The sequence below is a fragment of the Rhodococcus sp. 4CII genome, assembly GCF_014256275.1.
Lineage (GTDB): Bacteria > Actinomycetota > Actinomycetes > Mycobacteriales > Mycobacteriaceae > Rhodococcus_F > Rhodococcus_F wratislaviensis_A.
Window position 1 is genome coordinate 3,915,709 of sequence record NZ_JACCFE010000002.1, and the last position, 18,847, is coordinate 3,934,555.

16 protein-coding genes are annotated in these 18,847 nt (G+C 65.6%); 10 read left to right on the top strand and 6 right to left on the bottom strand.

Features of this window, described 5'->3' with window-relative positions; all coding sequences use genetic code 11:
• Positions 1 to 203 precede the first annotated feature (203 nt).
• Entirely contained in the window at positions 204 to 1,172 is a 969-nt protein-coding gene (locus H0B43_RS18865) for a LysR family transcriptional regulator (protein ID WP_185726536.1), read from the bottom strand.
• Positions 1,173 to 1,335: 163 nt separating this feature from the next.
• Here H0B43_RS18865 and H0B43_RS18870 point away from each other — a divergent pair, with 163 nt between their 5' ends.
• Positions 1,336 to 2,733: an amidohydrolase family protein gene (locus H0B43_RS18870; RefSeq protein ID WP_252189764.1), complete on the top strand. Its 1,398-nt coding sequence runs from the start codon at positions 1,336 to 1,338 to the stop codon at positions 2,731 to 2,733.
• A gap of 154 nt (positions 2,734 to 2,887) precedes the next feature.
• On the top strand, positions 2,888 to 4,192 hold the full coding sequence (locus tag H0B43_RS18875; RefSeq protein ID WP_185729901.1) for an MFS transporter: 1,305 nt from the start codon (positions 2,888 to 2,890) through the stop codon (positions 4,190 to 4,192).
• A gap of 677 nt (positions 4,193 to 4,869) precedes the next feature.
• Here H0B43_RS18875 and H0B43_RS42535 read toward each other — a convergent pair.
• Positions 4,870 to 4,995, bottom strand: a complete 126-nt coding sequence (locus H0B43_RS42535) for a hypothetical protein (RefSeq protein WP_282555435.1) — start codon at positions 4,993 to 4,995, stop codon at positions 4,870 to 4,872.
• Between the two features lie 180 nt (positions 4,996 to 5,175).
• On the opposite strand from H0B43_RS42535, the gene H0B43_RS18880 reads away from it, so the two are divergent.
• Entirely contained in the window at positions 5,176 to 5,457 is a 282-nt protein-coding gene (locus tag H0B43_RS18880; protein ID WP_252189763.1) for a hypothetical protein, read from the top strand.
• A 337-nt stretch (positions 5,458 to 5,794) separates the two neighbouring features.
• On the opposite strand, the gene H0B43_RS18885 is transcribed toward H0B43_RS18880, so the two are convergent.
• Positions 5,795 to 6,712: a S9 family peptidase gene (locus H0B43_RS18885; protein WP_185729900.1), complete on the bottom strand. Its 918-nt coding sequence runs from the start codon at positions 6,710 to 6,712 to the stop codon at positions 5,795 to 5,797.
• A gap of 252 nt (positions 6,713 to 6,964) precedes the next feature.
• A complete protein-coding gene (locus H0B43_RS18890) occupies positions 6,965 to 7,303 on the bottom strand; it encodes a carboxymuconolactone decarboxylase family protein (RefSeq protein ID WP_185726535.1) in 339 nt (112 codons plus the stop codon).
• Positions 7,304 to 7,449: 146 nt separating this feature from the next.
• On the opposite strand from H0B43_RS18890, the gene H0B43_RS18895 reads away from it, so the two are divergent.
• The 7 genes from H0B43_RS18895 to H0B43_RS18925 all read left to right on the top strand — a co-directional run bounded on the left by H0B43_RS18895 (position 7,450) and on the right by H0B43_RS18925 (position 16,775).
• Positions 7,450 to 8,559, top strand: coding sequence for a LuxR C-terminal-related transcriptional regulator (locus tag H0B43_RS18895; RefSeq protein ID WP_185726534.1), 1,110 nt, complete (start codon positions 7,450 to 7,452; stop codon positions 8,557 to 8,559).
• 138 nt (positions 8,560 to 8,697) lie between these two features.
• Positions 8,698 to 10,764, top strand: a complete 2,067-nt coding sequence (locus H0B43_RS18900; RefSeq protein ID WP_185726533.1) for a hydantoinase/oxoprolinase family protein — start codon at positions 8,698 to 8,700, stop codon at positions 10,762 to 10,764.
• A 10-nt stretch (positions 10,765 to 10,774) separates the two neighbouring features.
• A complete protein-coding gene (locus H0B43_RS18905; RefSeq protein WP_185726532.1) occupies positions 10,775 to 12,694 on the top strand; it encodes a hydantoinase B/oxoprolinase family protein in 1,920 nt (639 codons plus the stop codon).
• 13 nt (positions 12,695 to 12,707) lie between these two features.
• Positions 12,708 to 12,968, top strand: a complete 261-nt coding sequence (locus tag H0B43_RS18910; protein WP_185726531.1) for a hypothetical protein — start codon at positions 12,708 to 12,710, stop codon at positions 12,966 to 12,968.
• A 33-nt stretch (positions 12,969 to 13,001) separates the two neighbouring features.
• Positions 13,002 to 13,766 carry an SDR family NAD(P)-dependent oxidoreductase gene (locus tag H0B43_RS18915; protein ID WP_185726530.1) on the top strand — a complete coding sequence of 255 codons (765 nt, stop codon included), beginning with the start codon at positions 13,002 to 13,004 and terminating at the stop codon, positions 13,764 to 13,766.
• A gap of 69 nt (positions 13,767 to 13,835) precedes the next feature.
• Complete coding sequence (locus H0B43_RS18920; protein ID WP_185726529.1) at positions 13,836 to 15,299, top strand: aldehyde dehydrogenase family protein; 1,464 nt, start codon at positions 13,836 to 13,838, stop codon at positions 15,297 to 15,299.
• A gap of 48 nt (positions 15,300 to 15,347) precedes the next feature.
• The gene (locus H0B43_RS18925; RefSeq protein ID WP_185726528.1) at positions 15,348 to 16,775 is read left to right on the top strand and encodes an MmgE/PrpD family protein; all 1,428 of its coding nucleotides are present in this window, start codon (positions 15,348 to 15,350) and stop codon (positions 16,773 to 16,775) included.
• 66 nt (positions 16,776 to 16,841) lie between these two features.
• On the opposite strand, the gene H0B43_RS42540 is transcribed toward H0B43_RS18925, so the two are convergent.
• Positions 16,842 to 17,351, bottom strand: a complete 510-nt coding sequence (locus H0B43_RS42540; protein WP_312037620.1) for a WhiB family transcriptional regulator — start codon at positions 17,349 to 17,351, stop codon at positions 16,842 to 16,844.
• Entirely contained in the window at positions 17,320 to 18,627 is a 1,308-nt protein-coding gene (locus tag H0B43_RS18935) for an MFS transporter (protein ID WP_185729899.1), read from the bottom strand. The genes H0B43_RS42540 and H0B43_RS18935 overlap by 32 nt, the downstream gene beginning before the upstream one ends.
• Between the last annotated feature and the right edge of the window lie 220 nt (positions 18,628 to 18,847).

An 18,847-nucleotide genomic window follows, 5' to 3' on the forward strand; every position in this document is an offset into this window, starting at 1 on the left:
GCCTTTCCGGACGCGCAGGCGGAGGTCGTGGCAACCGACCTGCCGATGCGAGAGTGTGCGAGCAAGTGATGGATCTCACGATGCCGGAAGGTTACCTATCTGGGAATGCCATGTTCAGTATGCGGCGTATCCACGACACGAATACCCGTGTTGCGCCCGCCAGGGTGCCGCACTCCGACCAACCCCGAGGTCGGGGCACGTGTTCAGCTGTTCGGGCCGTTCTCGGGCGGCCCGTCCGCAGGTGCGGTAGATCGTGCGGCGTCGAGGACCAGAGAGCGCAGCCAGAGCAGCTCCGGATCGGAGTTGTTCATCGGGTGCCACCACACGGCTTGCCGTAGTGGTGCCAGCGTCAACGGCGTGTCGACGATGCGAACTCCGCGGTCGCGAACAAGCATGTGGGCTAACCGGATCGGGGCGAGGGCCACCCGGTCGGTTCCCGCGAGGAAGTGCGGCAGCGCCAGGTAGTTCTCGCCGACGACCTGCACGTGCGGGTCGATGCCCTGAGCCTTGACTTGATGCAATGGGGTGTTGGGCGACCGGGGGTCGGTCTGAAAGACCGCCCACGGACTGCGACGAAGCTGCTCCGCATCGATGGTCGCCCCCACGTCGGGATTGTCCTGTGCTACCAGGCACACCCACGGATCGGTGAACAGATCCACCGAGGGCAGATCGGTGACGAATCCGCGCGGAACGATTGCCAGGTCCGCGGTGCGGAGTTGATCGGAGAGGCGATTGACGACTTCCGGTCTCAGCTCCACGAAGCTGAGACGGGCGAGCGGTGCCCGCGTCAGCAGATGCTCGGAGATCGCCCGGCCCACCGTGGCCAGCACGTAGCCGGAGACGATCAAGGTGAACTCGCGCGTCGTCTTTTCCACCTCGAGTCCCGGCTCGGTGTCGAGCACCCGCTCGACCGCTGACATCGCCACCGTCGTTCGCCCGACCAGACGTTGCGCCAGCGGGGTCAGCTGATACGTGTTACCCACTCTGGCGAGAAGAGGATCGCTGAAGTATCGGCGTAGGCGGGCCAACGCGGCACTCATCGCGGGCTGGCTCAGCCCCACCTCGGTCGCAGCGCGACTGACGCTGCGCTCACGCAACAGCGCTTCGAGCGCGACGATCAGGTTGAGATCGAGTCGTGCGCGGGTTCGACTCGCTTTCGGTATCGAGCTCATGGATGCCCACTATACGAATAGCGGCGTTCACAAATAGCCCCACGAAATCGACACTGAGGGCCCTGACCCCATCGGCGGTGACTGCGATCGACGAACTCTATCGATGCCCGCAGCCAGCCGAGTCCGGGGTTGGTTGCAGCACCTATTCGAGGAGGAGTCAGCAATGACCATGAACCCAGCACGCGGCGGACATGGGGCCGACGGCGCGAGCGCACCCGCGGATCGCCGCACCGTGTTACGCGGGGCGACAGTGATCACCCTTGATCCCGAACTCGGCGACCTCGAGCAGGCCGACATCCTCATCGACGGCGACACCATCTCGGCGATCGCCCCCCACATCGAGGTGGACGCAACCACGACGGTCGATGCCACCGGAATGATCGCCCTCCCCGGCTTCGTCGACACCCACCGTCATACCTGGCAGAGCGCCATTCGCCACGGCTATGCCGAGATGAATCCCTTGCAGTACTTCGCCGAGGTATTGAAGGGCATCGGAGCCGCCTACGAACCGGACGACGTGCATATCGGCACGCTGATGGGTGCAGCCTCCGCGCTCAATGCCGGCACGACCACCCTCGTCGACTGGTCACACATCCAGAACTCCGCCGAACATTCCGATGCGGCGATCTGTGGGCTGGCCGAGTCGGGCATCCGAGCCGTCTTCGGCCACGGCTGGCCGCTCACCGCCGACGACCGTTGGACCCACCAGAGCGCACTACCTCACCCCATCGACATCGAACGACTGCAGAAGCAATACTTCGCCGGCGACCGCCCGCTGTTGACACTGGCTATGGCCGCCCGCGGCCCCGAGATGACACTCCCCGGAATCTGGCGCGACGACCTGCAGCTCGCCCGCGACCTCGGTCTCCGCACCTCCGTTCACGTCGGTGCGTATCCCCACAACGCGGCACACCGCGCCGTCACCCAGTACGAAAAGGCAGGTCTGCTCGCCGACGACATGACCTTCGTGCACTGCTGCCGCTGCACGGACGAGGAGTTGGCGATGATCGCCGCGGCGGGGGCTACCGTATCGCTCGGAGTCCACTGCGAGATGAACTCGCAAGGAATCGGCGACATCCCACTCGATCGCATGCTCGCCGCAGGCATACGTCCCAGTTTGAGCGGAGATACCGAAACCAAGTGCTCGGCGGACATGTTCACCCAAATGCGTTTGCTCTACGCCTATTACCGGTCGTGGCGCGGTGGGGGACACTCGACCGTGCCCACTCCTGCGGTGGACTTGGGGCTGCGAGACGTGCTCGAATTCGCCACCATCGAGGGAGCGCGAGCGGTGGGGCTGGACAATCGCATCGGTACCCTCACCCCCGGTAAACAGGCTGACATCGTCCTCATCCGCGCCACCGACGTCAATCTGGCTCCCGTTCTCGACCCGGTCGCCGCGGTGGTCCTCGCAGCCCATGAAGGAAACGTCGACTCGGTCCTGGTCGCCGGCACGTTCGTCAAGGCCGACGGCCGGCCCACCCTGCTCGACCACAGCGCCCTGATCCAGGAGGCCAGGGTGTCGCAACAGCGGATACTCGGCCGATGGACCAACCGGTGAGGGTATATCCACCAGACGAATAATGCTTATCGTGAACGGGCACTTCCTGGATACACCCGGGTAGGCGAGAGTGATAGTCCTCACAGTGGTGTTCAGGCGGGACGAGAGGAACTTCACGTCGCCGCCGATGCATGAAGGAGCATGAACCTTGTCTATGTCACGAAAGGCCGAGTTTCGGCGAGGGTGGCCGACCCTGCTGGCTGCCACCTTGGGTGTCGGCCTGGGAGTTTCCGGACTCGCCATCTACTCGGCAGGTCTGTTCGTCAACGATCTCGGCCGGGAGTTCGGGCTCACCCGCACCACATACGGGCTCGCGTACTCACTACTGACGTTGGGTATGGCGGCAGCGGTCCCAGTAATCGGGTACGCCGTCGACAGGTTCGGTGTCAAGATCCCCACAATTACCAGCGCGGTATGCCTGGCCGCGGGATTCGTCCTGCTCGGAACTGCCGTCCATTCGGTCCCGGCGTACATGACAGCGATGGCGCTGATCGGCTTCTTCGGCGCAGGGTCCGGCCCGATAGCCTTCACCCGCGCGGTCAGCAGCTGGTTCGACCGCGCCCGAGGTTTCGCTCTGGGAATCACCATGATGGGAATGGGCCTGGCGGGAGCCCTCGTCCCGATCGCGATCAGCTCCGTCATCGGTGCACACGGCTGGCAGACCGCCTACATCGTCCTGGCCTGCGCCGCAGCGGTCGGAACACTACCCACGCTGCTTCTACTGCGTAGTGCCCCACCCAGCGACTCCGACACCACCACCACTACATCCACTGTGGACGACGGACACAGCACTTCTGCGCCGGAGCCGGAAGGTCCGAGCTTCGCGGTGATTCGCCGAGATCGCCTGTTCTGGCAGTTGATCGGCACCTTCGGCTTGATGTCGGTGGCGTTCACCGGGCTCGTTCCACACCTCGTACCGATGTTGCGGCAGGCCGGGACGAGCGCAAGCACGGCGGCGTTGATCGCCTCACTCATGGGAATCTCCGTCATCGTCAGCCGCTTGGTGGTCGGTTTTCTGTTCGACGTCTTCCGCCCGCAGGTCGTCGCCGCCTCCCTGTGCGGCCTCTGCACCCTCGGCGTCCTCGCCTTCGCCTTCGGCGGCGTCGCACTCGCCCCTGTGGCAGCGGTGGCCGTGGGATGCATGCTGGGCGCCGAACTGGACATGCTGGGGTTCTTCACTTCCCGATACTTCGGTATGGCTGCATTCGGGCGCGCCTATGCAGGTCCCTACGCCGCCTTCGTGATCGGAGGAGCGATAGCACCGTTGTGGGTCGGCGCAGTAGCCGATCAGGCCGACAGCTATCGACCCGCACTGCTCATCGTGACCGTCCTCACCCTGCTCGTCGCCGGTAGCTTCCTGGCCCTGCCCAACCCGAACACCCGGATCGAACGACTGCACACCGGCGCGAATGTCTCGACCCCGCGACCGTCCGGCTCCCCCGTGACTGTGGTGGACTGAGCCGAGGTCACCTTCCGCACCGTCGGCGACCTGTCGGTGCACCAGTAAAACCGCAGTCACCCAATACGAATGAATGTCACTCCCTCCGAATCCGGCGCTCCGCCAAATCATGAAGTGGCGGCAGCTGCCGGATTCGGAGCGGGATCGCCGCGCAGCCACGCGAGCAGGCCCCCGGCCAGCGCCTCGTCGCCGGTGCCGACGCATCGAGTTCGCCGGTCGGACCGCTGGCCGCAGTGCGCGCATGACCGCCCGGCCGCAACACCCCAAACGGAAACATTGTTCCTGCGGACGAGCCGGGCGAACCTTCGGCGCAGCATCGTGAACTTCGCCCGTCCCCTTCATGGGGAGACTCGGCAGCGGCCCGCTCCTCCGGTATTCGTGATGGGTGTGCGCGAGGTCAGCGTCGGGACGCGACCATCTCAGCTGCGTTGCGGGTCGATCAACGACTTCAGCAGGGGTGTGATCAAGCGCAAGATTTCTTCGATGTCGGAGTCCTGAAGATCGGTCATCTGAAGCACGTACCGCTGGCTGGCGTTGGAATATGGTGTTGCCCAATATGTTTGGGCAGGTACCAGGTGGGATGCGATTCGTCGATAACAGTTATTACGTCAACTGAACAGCGCAAAACTATGTTTCGCAACAACTCCCATGATACTACTGGTCGAGATCTCACCCCGTCAGCGAGGGCGGCGGACACTGCTCGGGGCGAGGAATTCCTCGGCCAGCTCGGCGGCAGGAACGGACTTGCCCAGCCCGACCGGTGGTGTTCCGTCGGGTCCGGTGGGCTGTGTGTGCGCTCTCATCCGGGCGACGGTCGCGGGACACGCGCGCCGGATCGGCGGAGTCCGCCCGCTCCCCCGGTCCGCTCCGGCCCCTGAGTGAGCACTTTCCGCCGAGAACCCGAGGGTGTGACGGGATGGAATCTGAGCAGGCAGTAAAGCGGCGGGCGGGCGGCCGCGTCCTGCGGTGAGGGCATCGCACGGTTGCATCGCACCGACCTCACCGCCGAGAACGGCGCGTTGGTCGTGCGGGTCGAGGTGCTCGGGTTCCTCGATCGCTACCCGAGCACCCAGCTGCTCGCCCAGCGCCTCGACCGCGACGGCGCGGACCTCTCCCTGTTCGCCGAAGCCCCGCGCCGGGACGAACGGTCGCTGTTCACACCGATCGACCGCTGGGGACATCAGTCGAGATCGCGGACGTCGAGCTGGACGACGAATATTACGACCGCGGCATCACCGCACGTCGCGTCGCCCACTCGCAACTGATGGACGTTACCGACATCCTCGACGACATCGAGGACGAGGCTGACGCACTTCTCGCTGACCTACTTCACATATTGGACGACGCTGGCATCGAACCGTAAGCGTGCCTGATTCTTTCCGCCAAATGACGATGTGAGTCCACGCCTCTCGGGGCATTCGCTGGGCATTTCGGGAGCCGCGGTAAGAGGTTGGTCGGTGCAACGTTGTCCGTGCTCATGGAGAGTCTTCTTTCATCTGCTCCTGGGGGTTGCCGCGGTGAGAATCCGGCATGCCCGGGGAAGGCCCTAGCCCGCAGAGTTTGTGCGTGTGCAGGGCGATCCCAGAGCGGCCGCGTGCCGGGTCACTTGAGGTGCTTGTCGAACCAATCGATCGCTACTTCGGGGTGGATGCCGAAGTAGTTGTAGCCATCGAAGCGGCGGTCGGTGCCTTCGATCCAGTGCAACTCTTTGTCGTCCACGGGAAGCGCGTCGTAGATCGATTGGACGTCTTCTGGGCGTGTCATGGTGTCGTGGTGGACCTGCGCAACGAGTGTGGGGACGGTGACGGCCTTGACGTGCTCGAGCGGTGATTGCTCGGCAAGGTGGAACCCGGTCCGCTCGTGCACAGCCTTGTCGAACTTCTCGTAGCCATCGGCCATGCCGACGCCTTTGACGAACTCCTCGACGACGTACTTGGCGGAAACTGGCTGCAGCATGACCATCGCCTGGATATCGGAGAACTCGTTCGGGTGCTTGGACCAGGCCACTGCGGTGGAGTCGGCGCCGAGGCAGACCGACAGCAGAACCTTTTTCATCTTCTCGGTGTCCGGCCGAGAGGCGGCGTAGTGCAGGGATCCGATGACGTCGCGATACTCGAGCAAGCCGATACCGACGATGCCGCCGTTACCCTGTCCGCTGAGGCCGTGGTTGCGGATATCGTAGGCCAGGATGTTGTAGCCGGCGTCGTGCAATGCTTTGTACTCGGGCAAGAAGTTGATCTCGAAACCCCCGAATCCACCGAACTCCGGGAGATGACCGGGGTATCCGTACCGGTTGCCCGGCAGGAAATGATTGTGGATGATCAGCTTGTCGGAGTCCGCGGGAATGAACCAACCTTCGAGCGGCACACCGTCCGTCGACGGGAATGTCACGTCATCGTAGTCCAGTCCGACCTCGCCGGGTCGCCGCAACACCGGTGCCCGCCGTCCAGCGGTCGTTCCGGTGGTCCATAACGCAACAAAGCTGTCGAACGCGGCCTGGGCCTTGTCTTCTTCAGCCATCGGGTTTGCCTTCCTTTCCGGCGCCTGGACGCCATACCGGGGTACTTCGCCGTAACGAGACGGTCGTGCTGCCTCGATCCGGGGATTCCTGGCGACGAAGCTCAACTACGGTCGAGCGTTCTCCCCATTCGCTGATATATCCAGGTACTGACAGCCCTCCCCTCGCGTTGCCCCGCGCACCCATCCCTGTGCTGCGAACCCCGAGACGTGACGGACGGTTGGTTAGTGAGGGCCGACAAGTTCGACAGTCGATCAGAGCTGAGTTTCGGCTGTATCGAATAGTTCCCGGGCGAGGGTGATCGCCGAGATTGCGCGAGGCCACCCCGCGTAGAAGGCGAGGTGGACAATTGTCTCCTTCAACTCCGACTGCTTGACGCCGTTGGCGACGGCCCGCGTGAGATGACTGCGTAGTTGCTCGGTACTGCCGTTGGTAATCAGGGCGGCACAGGTGATCAGGCTGCGATCGCGGGGGGTGAGATCGGCTCTGGTCCAGATGTCGCCGAAGAGGACGTCGTCGGTCAGCGACACCAGTTTGGGGGCGAAGTTGCCGATCAGCTGCTGCGCCGGCGTGGGCTGGTTCGAATTCGTCATTTATGGTCCTTCCATTGAGGGGCAGGTCCGGATTCGCGAGGTGGCGCGTCTCATCCCTCCAGTTCGTGACCTGAAGCACTTGATTCCAAAAATCATACATAATAGATTTATACAAATCGGTCGTGAGAGGGCCTTGGGAGTTGAGTATGCGCAACACGTCGATCGGGCAGGACGCCGTGGCGCTGTGCGGTGTGGTCGCCGACCTCATCCACGACGTGAGTGTGCTGCTCGACCGCGACCTGAGCGGCCCGCAGCCGGTCGGCGCGCAGTCGCACAGTCGGGCGCTGGGTCGGCTGTGGGACCTGGTGACTGCGGAGATGACGTGTGCAATCGGCCGTCAAGACACGTCGTCCGACGCTCTGACCTCCCTGATGCTGCTTCTCGGCCGCATACGCGAGGCGGAGGCCGCGGTGGCACAGCTGGGGCTGGCCGACCGCGCGGAGATTCTCGCGAAGGTTCAGTCGGCGTTGGCGCGGGTCGGCGATGTGCAGACGGTCGACGCGTTGCTGGCCCGGGCTCCCGAGGCGGTGTGCAGCCTCGGTTTCGATCGTGCGCTGCTGTCGACGGTGGACGGGTCGTGGCGGTTGCATTCGATGCACGTCGTCCGCGACCCGCGCTGGGCGGAGGAGATCGTGGCGGTGGGCACGGAGAATCCGCCGGTGCTCGACCGCATGCTGGTCGAGAACGACACCGTGGTCGGTGCTCGCGCGACGCTCGTCCACGAGGTGCAGGACAACCCTCGCGTCAACCGTCCGCTTGCCGAGATCACCAGATCCTCGTCGTACGGCATTGCGCCGCTGATTGTCGACGGTGACGTCGTCGGCTTGGTGCACGGCGACTGCTATCACCAGCAACGCAATCTCACCAGTGTCGATCAAGCCCTGTTGGCGACGTTCGCCGAGGCGATGAGTCAGAACCTGGCGAGAGTGAGTGTGCTCGAGGGTATTTCGACGCTACGCGCCCAACTGGACGGGCTCGGACGCTGGACCAAGGCATCCGGGCAGGGGGTAGCGAAGTCCGTCGCGCTCGGTCGCGACGACGATTCCGTCCTCACCCGCCGCGAAGTGCAGATCGTGAAACTCATGGCGGACGGCGACTCCAACGGCAAGATCGCCCGCAGGCTGGTCATCTCCGAGGGAACCGTCAAGACCCACATCACCCGCGTACTGCGCAAACTGGGTGCAGCCAACCGGGCCGAGGCCGTGTCGATCTGGCTGCGCAATTCCGATATCACGCGTACGGCAACGCAAGGCTGACCCGCCGAAGGTCGTACGAAACTACGACCTCGGACAGATGTTCCCGCACCCTCCGTGCGGAAGAGTGACCTGCAACACACATTCATGGCGCAGATGCACTGCGCATGTCACTGCAGCACACAGCACGGAGGCCGAGATATGACGCAGAGTGAGCAGGCAGCCGACTGGATTGTCGGCATCGATGTCGGTGGCACATTCACCGACATCATTGCGCTCAACCGCAAGACGGGTGAGACCCGAGACGGCAAGGTGCTGTCGACCCTCCAGCAGGAGGAGGGTGTATTGCTGAGCATTGAGGCGATTGGTGTCGAGGTCCCGGACGTTGCGGAGATCGTGCACGGGCACACGGTGGGGATCAACGCCCTGCTCAGCCGAACCGGCGAGCGCACCGGCCTGATCGCGACCCGCGGACACCGGGACCTGCTCGACATCGGTCGCATGCACCGCGAGTTCGGTGACCGGTTTTACGACCCCACCTGGCTGCGGCCGCACCAGGAGCGCCCAATTGTGCAGCGCGAGTCGCGTTTCGGTGTTCCCGAGAGGCTTCGGTACGACGGTTCCGAGTTGTTGCCGTTGGACGAGCACGCCGTTCGCGACGCTGCGCGTTCGCTGGCGAGCCAGGGTGCGAAGTCGGTGGCCGTGTGTTTGATGAACTCCTACATCAACCCCGACCACGAGCAGCGGGCCGCTGAGATCGTCGCAGAAGAGTTGCCGGACGCCTACATTCAGACTTCCGCACTCTACCCGGTGACCAAGGAGCACGAGCGCACCACGACCGTCGCCCTCGACGCTTACGTCGGTCCGGCCGTCGTCGGCTACCTCGACCGACTGATGAGTCAGCTCTCTGAGCGCAATTACGCCGGGACGCTGTGGATCATGATGATGAACGGCGGTGTCGCGACGTTCGCCGACGCCGGCCGCGCCCCGGTGTTCCAGCTGGTCTCCGGTCCGGTCGGCGGCGTGAGCGGCAGCGTCAAACTCGCCAACGAGAGCAGCTCGCCGAACCTGCTCACCATCGATGTCGGCGGCACGAGCACGGACGTGGCGGCGATCGTGGCCGGCAAGACACCGCTCACCGACCTGTGGACGTTGGAAACCGGTCTCACCCTGACCATGCCGCTGGTGGACGTGGAGAGCGTCGGTTCGGGTGCCGGTAGCCTGATCCGGCCCAGCCCGCTCGGCAATGTGGCGGTCGGTCCGGCTTCGGCCGGATCGAACCCCGGTCCGGTCTGTTACCAGCGCGGTGGTGTCGAGCCCACCCTCACCGACGCGTGCGCGGCGCTCGGTGTCCTCCAGCCGGACCTGTTCGCCAACGGCGCCATTCAACTCGACGTCGACGCCTCGCTCGATGCGCTCGGGAAGACCGGTGAGCAGTTCGGCATGTCGGCCCTCGAACTCGCGTCGGCGGCCTACGAGGTCGCCTGTGAAGACATCGCGGCGAAGGTCCGCACCATTTCGGTGTACCGGGGACTCGACGTCCGCGAGTTCGCCCTGCAGCCCTCCGGCTCGGCCGGCCCGATGCTCGCCGACCGCGTCGGGCAGATCCTGGGCCTGGACAAGGTGATCGTGCCGCGCAACCCGGGCCAGTTCTCGGCCATGGGACTGCTGCGCAGCGACCTGATGGTCACCCGGGCGCAGTCGATCATGTCCCCGCTCGCACCTGGAAGCGCCGAGGCGATCGAGGCCGCCTTCGTCGCGCTCCAGGACCGCATCCGCGGTGAACTCGACAGCCAGGGCGCCGAGGTGGATCGAATCCGCTTCGAGCGGGCCGTTTTTGCGATGTATCGCGGCCAGACGTGGGACAACCGCATGCCCATCCACCCAGAAACTCTCACCGCCCACAGTGTGACCGAGCTGGTACCGCAATTCCACGACTTCTACCGGGAATCCTACGGTTTCGCGGCGACGGAGATTCCCGTCGTGATCTCGACGGTGGAGGTGACGGCGATCATCCCGCGCAAGCAGCACAAGACCGACCTCACCCCCGACGACGGAGAGGCGTTCCTGCGCACGGCGGAGCTCACGTTGCCGGGCACGACCGAGCAGGTCGAGGTGTCCATCTACGTCCGGGAACGACTCGAACCCTTCGAACGGGTGCAGGGCCCCGCCCTCGTCGCGGAAAAGTTCGCGACCACCCTCGTCCTTCCCGGCCGGACGGCCTACGTGGACGGCGACCTGAATCTCATCATCGAGCCCCAGAGCTGAGGAGCAGACCATGACGATCACCACCCCTGACACCGGCCCCGCCGTCGATGTCGAACTCGACATCCTCCGCTACGGCCTCACCGAGGTCGCCCGCGAGATGCTCGACTCGCTGATGCGCAGCGCCTTCTCCCCGGTCTGCCGCGACATCCTCGACTGCACCAGCGCCATTCACATGCGCACGGACGACGGCTGGGAAACCGTCGCACTGTGGGAAGGCTGCATGCAGCACGCCTTCACCGCCCCGCACATCGCGAACTTCGTGATGGACGACTGGGACATCGACAACATGCAACCCGGCGACGTCATCTTCGTCAACGACCCGTGGCGCGGCACCATCCACCAGTCCGACGTCAACCTGCTCCGGCCCGTCTTCGTCGACGGCCGGGTGGAATTCCTGCTGCACTCGACGTCCCACCTCGTCGACCTCGGTGGCGCGATCCCGGGCGGCTTCTCCAACGGCACCCAGACGCACTTCGAGGAACAGCTCAAGCTGCCGCCGACGTTGCTGTATGCGAACGACGTGCCGGTTCGCCCGACGTTCAACTTCATCCTGGAGAACAACCGCGTCCCGCAACTCGTGCTCGGCGACCTACGTGCCCTGCACGGTTGCCTGGTGGTCGGAGAGCGCCAGCTGCAGGATCTGATCGCTCGCGGTGGCCTGGAGAAGGTGCGCGCGGCCGGCCGCTACGCCATCGAGGCCACCGAAGCCAGCATGCGGCGCGGCATCGCGAGCATCCCGGACGGCGACTACACCGCCGAGGACTTCCTCGACGAGGACGGCGTCAGCGACGAACCGATTCCGGTCCACGTGACCGTGAAGGTGCGCGGCGACTCCATGGAGATCGACTTCTCCGGGTCCGGACGCCAGCCCCTCGGCAACTGCGGTACCGCGTGGTGCGAGGCCTCACGCTGCATCGAGGCGGTCAAGCTGATGGTCGACCCGTCGACACCGGTCAACAGCGGCACGCTGCGGCCGATCGAGACCCTGCTGCCGTCCGGCAGCGTGGTGCAGGTGCTGCCGCCGTCGAGTTGCTCCAACCACGCCGACATCGGCGCCCGGGGAATCAACGTCGTCACCCAGGCCCTGAGCCAGGCGATGGACGAGGCATTCGCGTGCGACACCGGCACTGCCGTCGTCGTCAGCCTCGGCGGCATCGATACCCGTCCGGGCCACGAAGGCACGCCGTGGGGCGCATTCGCGCTCGCCGGTGGCGGCTGGGGCGGCACATGGAAGGACGACGGTGTCTCCTTCTGCGTGATTCCGATCGGCAACTGCCGGACATCGGTGCAAGAACACGTCGAGATCGAGAGCCCGCTGGTCATCGTCCAGCACGAGATGGTGATCGACACCGCCGGGGCCGGAGAGTTCCGCGGCGGTCTCGGCTCGGTCTACTCGATCTTCGCCGAGTCCGACACGATGGTCACCATCACCGCCGACCGGGTCCGCCTCGGCGCTCCCGGCTCGAACGGCGGCGGCGCGGGCTCACCGGCCTACGGCTGGTACATCGAGAACTTCGACCTCGCCGAACACGGTGACGCACTCGACCTGCGTGGGGCCGAACCGTTGTTCGGCATGTTCGACGAACAGGGCCGGCCGGACCCGAACGACGGCGAATTCGGCCGCGGCGCGCGCTACCAGACCGGCAAGTTCTCCGGACTGATCCTCAAAGCCGGCGACGCGCTCCGCTTCGTGATCGGCGGCGGCGGCGGCTGGGGCGACCCCCTGGCCCGTATCCCCGGGAAGGTGCTGCAAGACGTCCGCAGCGGGCTCGTGAGCCCCGAGTTCGCGGCCGATGCCCACGGGGTCGTGATCACGAACGGTGACGTCGACGAAACCGCCACCACAGCACGGCGTGCGCAGCTCGCCGCCGACCGCGACCAGGGCCGCTGGAGCGTGCCCGTCGCCACCCCCCGCAACTGGAACCTCTGAGAAAGGCATCCCCATGGCAGTCGACCGGCTCCTGTTCCCCCGCCCCGAGACCGACCGGGTCTACGTCGAACGCACCACCGTCGACGGTGAATGCCCGTCCTGCGGCGCAACGAGTCTCGCCCGCTACCCCGTGGCCAACCACCTCGGCCCCCGCATGGTCGTCAAGTGCCAGGAGTGCTTTCACCATGTGTCGGTGACCCGCCCGGAGCCGGAGGACAACTGGCCCGCATGGCGTTCACCAGCCCGCGACTGGCCGGCCTCGCGCGTCGGATAGGTACCACGCATCTACTCGGAAGAAGGACAGAAAATGTCAGGATTACTCGACGGAAAAGTAGTACTCGTCACCGGCGCGGCGGGAGGCATCGGGCGGGCGACATCCCTGCTGGCCGCGAAGGAAGGCGCCCGGGTCGCGGCGACCGATGTGTCCGAGGAGGGCGTCGCGGCGACGGCAGACCTGGTGCGCGCGGCGGGCGGGGAGGCGATCGCGCTTCCCGCCGACCTCACGGTCGGCACCTCGGTGGATGCGATGGTCGCCGCGGTCGTCGACCACTACGGCAGCCTGGACGGCGCGTTCAACAACGCGGGCGTGAGCGGCGGGCAGATCGGTCAGGGCGGTCGATCCGTCGCGGAGTGGGATGAGGAGGCCTTCGACCGAGCCGTCGCAGTGAACCTCAAGGGCGTGTGGCTGTGTATGCGCGCCGAGTTGAAGCAGATGACGACACAGGGTGGGGGCGCCATCGTGAACACGGCCTCGCTCGCCGGTCTCACCGGATTCAAGACCACGGCCGGATATGCGGCGGCCAAACACGGCGTCGTCGGCCTGACGAAAACTGCGGCAATCGAATACGCGCCGACCATCCGGATCAACGCGGTGTGCCCGGGTTATACCGACACCGACTTGATGAAGGACGCCAAACGCCGCAGCGGATCCACCATCATGGCGCGAATTCCCTTCGGCGCCCTCGCGCAACCCGACGACATCGCCGAAATGGCGTGCTGGCTCCTCTCCGATCGCGCCGGCTATGCAACCGGCGGCTCCTTCGTCGTCGACGGAGGCTATATGGCCGGGTAGTGGCCGTTCCTCCGACCGGCCTCGAAAACGAAGCACTGCCCCAATTTCCGACGCGAAAGGTTCATTGTCATGACCGCACCGATTGTCCAGGCGGAGTGCCACATAGACGGGCGGTGGCACGCGGGCGCCGGGGAGGCGATCCATTCGGTCAACCCGACGACCGGTCGGGAACTGGCCGTCACGCCGGCCGCGAGCCGGGAGCAGGCGGCCGCGGCCGTGTCCGCGGCCAGGCGAGCGTTCGACGACGGCGAGTGGAGCCGCCTCGGGCCGGGTGAGCGCAGTGCCCTGCTGCACCGGCTGGCGGATCTGCTCGAGCGGGATCGCGATATTATCGTCGACCTCGCCGCCACCGAGATCGGCACACCGATCAGCAGCGCCGCGGCGTTGCACGTCGATCTGCCCGTCCGATTCTTCCGGTGGTTCGCCGACGCGGCGGCACGCGGTCCGCGGGACGGCTACGAGCAGCCCCTTCCGCTGCATCACGACCCGATCATCTCCAGCAGCATGCTGGTGCGGGACCCGGCCGGTGTAGTGGCAGCTGTCGTCGCCTACAACGTCCCGGTCATGATGTGCGCGTACAAGCTCGGCCCCGCGCTGGCGTCGGGCTGCTCCACGGTCCTGGTGACGTCGCCGCGGGCCGTCCTGATGACGGCCGCGATCATGCGTTTGATCGAGGAGGCGGGATTCCCGCCGGGCGCGGTCAACCTGGTCTTCGGTTCGCCGAGCGTGACGGAACAGGTGGTCGGTGCCCCGGAGGTCGACCTGGTGACGTTCACCGGTTCCGCCGCGGTCGGCAGCAAGATCCTCACCTTGGCGGCCCCGACGCTGAAGAAGGTCGTCCTCGAGCTCGGCGGCAAATCACCCAACATCGTGCTGCCCGGCACCGACATCGAGAAGGCGGTGCCCGCGTCCGCGCTGCGGTTCACCCGCAACAGCGGCCAAGCGTGCGGGGCGACGACACGAACCCTGGTGCCCCAGGCTGATTTCGACGAGTACGTCGAAAGGTCGGGCAAGTTCCTCGGTGGGCTCACGGTCGGCGACCCCCATCACCCCGACACCGTCCTGGGACCGCTGATCACCCGCGAACACCGTGCGAATGTGGAGGGGTTCCTGGCGCGCGCCCGGGAGGACGGCGCCGAAGTTCCTGTCGGTGGGGGCAGGCCGCCCGGCCTCGACGACGGCTTCTTCCTCGAACCGACTCTGGTGACCGGCATTTCGAACGGCGCGGAGATCGCGCAGGAGGAACTCTTCGCGCCCGTCGGAGTGGTGATGCCGTACACCGATCTGGACGAGGCCGTCCGCACGGCCAACGGTGTCAGGTACGCCCTCAACGCCAACGTGTGGGGCCCCACCGCCGACGCTCTCGCGTTCGCCCGCCGCCTGCGCTCGGGCACGGTCACCCTCAACGGCGGTGGTGGCATGCGCGGGGACGCCCCGTGGGGCGGTCCCGGACACAGCGGAATCGGCCGCGAGGGCGGCGAGGAGGGATTCCGGGAGTTCTTCGAAGTCAAACACATTCAGTGGCCGGTGTAACCGAACCGACGTCACGATCACCATCTCAGCAACAAGAGGAAGAATCTGATGCCAACAATTGTCGAAGAACTCGCGGATTTCGCCGCCCGCGCCGAGGGACGATCACTCCCGGGTGACGTGGTTGCCGAGTCCAAGCGGATTCTGCTGGACACCCTCGGCTGCGCGGTGGCGTCGCTCGGCGACGCGGGCGCGCGCCGGGGCATCGAGCACGGCCGGTTCCTCGGCGGGTCGGCCGGCTCGGCGTCGATCATCGGCACGGGCACGACGACGTCGGTACCCGGTGCGGCGTTCGCGAACGCCGAATTGGTCAACGCCCTCGACCAGGATGCGGTCCTGCCGCCCGGTCACGTGACGCCGTACGTGGTGCCGGGTGCGCTGGCGACGGCCGAAGCTCTGCAGTCCTCGGGCGAACGGCTGCTCACGGCGATCGCCGTGGCGCACGAGATGTCGTACCGGATCGGCAAGGCCACCGACTATCTGCGCGACATCAAGGACGGCGTGGTGACGATCCCGAAGGTCATCGGCTACAGCAGCACGCTGTTCGGTGCGGCGGCGGCGATCGGCGTGGTCAAGGGCTTCAGCGCCGACACGCTGGCCGATGCGCTCGGGATCATGGGCTCGACAATGCCTACCAACACCCAGCGGGCATGGATGATGCACGCGCCGTCGACGACGATCAAGTACCAGCTCGCGGGCGGGATGGCCCTGTCGGCGGTGACGGCCGCACACCTGGCCGAACTCGGGCACACCGGTGACCGCCAGATGCTCGACGACCGCGAGTACGGCTTTCCCCGATTCATCGGGACGTCGCGTTGGGAGCCGGCGCCGATCACCGCGGGTTTGGGGTCGGAGTGGACCTTCACCCCGTTCCAGTCGTTCAAGCCGTATCCCCACTGCCGGGTGATGCACGCGCTGTTCGATGCCCTCACCGAGATCATCGAGGTCAACGACATCAAACCCGACGAGATCGACGCCATCAACGCCTGGGGCGAGAGTTTCGTGATGCAGCCGGTGTGGGTCAACGAGACCATCCGCAATCCACGCGATGCGCAGTTCAGCATGACCCACGGCCTCGCCCTCGCCGCCCACCGGATTCCCCCCGGCAAGGCCTGGCAGACCCCGGAAGCGGTCCTCGACCCGTCCGTCCTCGAGCTCACCGCGAAGACAACCTTTCAGGAACACCCCGACTACACCGCGGCGCTGGCGAGTAACCCGGCCGCACGCCGCTCGCGCGTCGAGGTCCACGCGCGCGGCACCCAGTTCTCCGGCGAGCGCGGCTACCCCAAGGGCAGCCCGTCACCCGATCCGGTCACCTACATGACCGACGACGAACTGATCGCCAAGTTCCGCCACAACATCGACGGGGTAGTGAACGACGCCGACGCGGACGCCGTCATCGAAGCCGTGTACGACCTCGAGAACGTCGCCGACATCGCGACGATCCTGAGCCGATTGCAGCCAAACTCCGCTGACTGATCGGAACGAAAAGCGCCGCCCTTGCCGGAGACTGGCGAGGGCGGCGCAGTTGTATGCGATCGCTCGCTACCCCGGCTTCCTCTGCCAGCGGCTCCACTTTCTCGCAGCGCCGAGTTCCCGCGGAGTCAATCCACCCCACACGCCGTGCTGTTCATCGAAATTGAGGGCATAATCGCGGCATTCAGTGATCACCGGGCACCGTCGGCAAATATTCTTCGCGATGCGCTCACGCTGAAGCTGGGAACTCTTGCCGTTCTCGTCGAGGTAGAAGACGGCGATATCCATTCCGCGGCAACGCGCGCGCAGCCGCCATTCCTCAGGGGTGACATCGTCATCCGGTGCGGCGTGCGATGTTCTCACAGGACACACTCCGATCGTTCGACGAGGCTTGTCGTGCCGTCCACTAAAACATAATATATTAAATGGAAAGGAGGTGCAACCGCCCGAAGCAACCCCGATCGGCCGGCAGACGTTTGTGCCCAGCACTACTGACGGTTGCCAGGGTGCTGGGCACAATCCGGAATTCGCAGCGGATGGCGTGGGGTCAGCGGGTGACGCGGAGGAGTTCGCGATCACGCGCAGGGTCGGCGAGAATCAGCGCGGCGATCGCGACGACGGCACCCACGATGCCCAGGCACTGGAACGCCGCCTGGTATCCGTCGATCTTCGTCGCCGAGGCGTCGACGACGATCCCCATCGACCAGGGGCCGATGATCCCGCCGATGGCCTGCAGCGCGAAGAAGGCGCCGATGACACCGGCTGTCTGGCGGGGCGGGCAGGTTGCGATGACCGCGGCGTTGAGCAGCGGGAATATCGCGACCACCAGCCCGTACGCCACCGAGACCGCGCAGACTGCGAGGAGTGGAGACCCCAGGGCCGGCAGGCTCAGCAGCAACACCCCGGCGACGATGACGCCGACGCACGGCACGACGACGCGGACCAGGCGGATGGACAAGCCGCGGCTGATCCCGCGGTCGCTCAGCCAGGAGCCGCCGACGAGCGTCGCGAGTCCGACAACGCTGGGCGCGGCGAACAGGGTGCCGGACTCGAGCCGGGAGTAGCCCAACCCCTGCTCGAAGTAGGAGGGCAGCCAGGTGAGCACGACGGTCATGAGCGCGTAGGCGCTCATCGCGACGAGGACGGCGGACACGAAGGTTCTCGAGGTGAGTAGGCGGCTCCAGCTGACTGCCGGCTCGCTGTCGGTGTCGTCGGCCTCGGTGTGCTTGCCGCCGACGGTGTAGGGGCCGGGCCGCCAGGTCAGGAGCCACGGGACGCACCACAGTGCGGTCGCACACGAAAGGACGAGGATGGCTGCCCGCCAACCGTATTCGGCGACCACGAGCGCGAGGATCGGCACGACGGCCATCTTGGCCAGCATGCTTCCGCTGATGATGAGTGCGCTCGGCAGACCCCGCTTCGCGGGCGCATGCCACGAGTAGGCAGCGGTATGCAGCAGTGCGGACGTCGGCCCCTCCGTGAGGCCGAGAAGCATCCGGCTCGCGAGCAGCACCGCGAACGTCGACCACACGACGAGCGGAAGCATGACGACGCCCCACAGCACGGCGATGATCGCGATGGACCAGCGGAGCGCGAGAACTTTGTTGATCGGCCCAGCGAAGAAGCCGCCGAAGCTGAAGGCGAGGAAGAACATGCTTCCGGTGAAGCCGATCTGCGACGCACTGAGCCCGAGATCCTCGCTGAGCGGCTGGGCAATGAGGCCGAACACCGCCTTGTCGGACGCGTTCATGAGGTAGAGCACCACGAGCATTCCGGTGATGCCCCACGCGGTCAGCCGGCGAGGCTCCGTCGTCGGCCCGGGCCGGGGCACGTGCGTGGACGCGAGGTCCGTCATGAGGTGTTCTTTGTTGTTCACGTGGGGGTGCCCTTCGGTCTGGTTGTCGAGATCACACCATCAACACTGTGTGTTGTACATCATATACTATTCAGTAATCGGAGAGATGTGCAATACATCGGACACTAAACATTCAGGTATTGCATGCATAATATATTTATTCTAGAGTGGGGGTCACGAACTGCAGCGACCGAGAGTCTCGTAGTCGCTCGAGAGAAAG

Coding starts and splice junctions, on each gene's coding strand:
- H0B43_RS18865 (WP_185726536.1), bottom strand. CDS start 1,172: ATGAGCTCGATACCGAAAGCGAGTCGAACCCGCGCACGACTCGATCTC.
- H0B43_RS18900 (WP_185726533.1), top strand. CDS start 8,698: ATGACGCAGAGTGAGCAGGCAGCCGACTGGATTGTCGGCATCGATGTC.
- H0B43_RS18905 (WP_185726532.1), top strand. CDS start 10,775: ATGACGATCACCACCCCTGACACCGGCCCCGCCGTCGATGTCGAACTC.
- H0B43_RS42535 (WP_282555435.1), bottom strand. CDS start 4,995: ATGAGAGCGCACACACAGCCCACCGGACCCGACGGAACACCACCGGTC.
- H0B43_RS18870 (WP_252189764.1), top strand. CDS start 1,336: ATGACCATGAACCCAGCACGCGGCGGACATGGGGCCGACGGCGCGAGC.
- H0B43_RS18890 (WP_185726535.1), bottom strand. CDS start 7,303: ATGACGAATTCGAACCAGCCCACGCCGGCGCAGCAGCTGATCGGCAAC.
- H0B43_RS18875 (WP_185729901.1), top strand. CDS start 2,888: ATGTCACGAAAGGCCGAGTTTCGGCGAGGGTGGCCGACCCTGCTGGCT.
- H0B43_RS18910 (WP_185726531.1), top strand. CDS start 12,708: ATGGCAGTCGACCGGCTCCTGTTCCCCCGCCCCGAGACCGACCGGGTC.
- H0B43_RS18895 (WP_185726534.1), top strand. CDS start 7,450: ATGCGCAACACGTCGATCGGGCAGGACGCCGTGGCGCTGTGCGGTGTG.
- H0B43_RS18925 (WP_185726528.1), top strand. CDS start 15,348: ATGCCAACAATTGTCGAAGAACTCGCGGATTTCGCCGCCCGCGCCGAG.
- H0B43_RS18915 (WP_185726530.1), top strand. CDS start 13,002: ATGTCAGGATTACTCGACGGAAAAGTAGTACTCGTCACCGGCGCGGCG.
- H0B43_RS18920 (WP_185726529.1), top strand. CDS start 13,836: ATGACCGCACCGATTGTCCAGGCGGAGTGCCACATAGACGGGCGGTGG.
- H0B43_RS18885 (WP_185729900.1), bottom strand. CDS start 6,712: ATGGCTGAAGAAGACAAGGCCCAGGCCGCGTTCGACAGCTTTGTTGCG.
- H0B43_RS18935 (WP_185729899.1), bottom strand. CDS start 18,627: ATGACGGACCTCGCGTCCACGCACGTGCCCCGGCCCGGGCCGACGACG.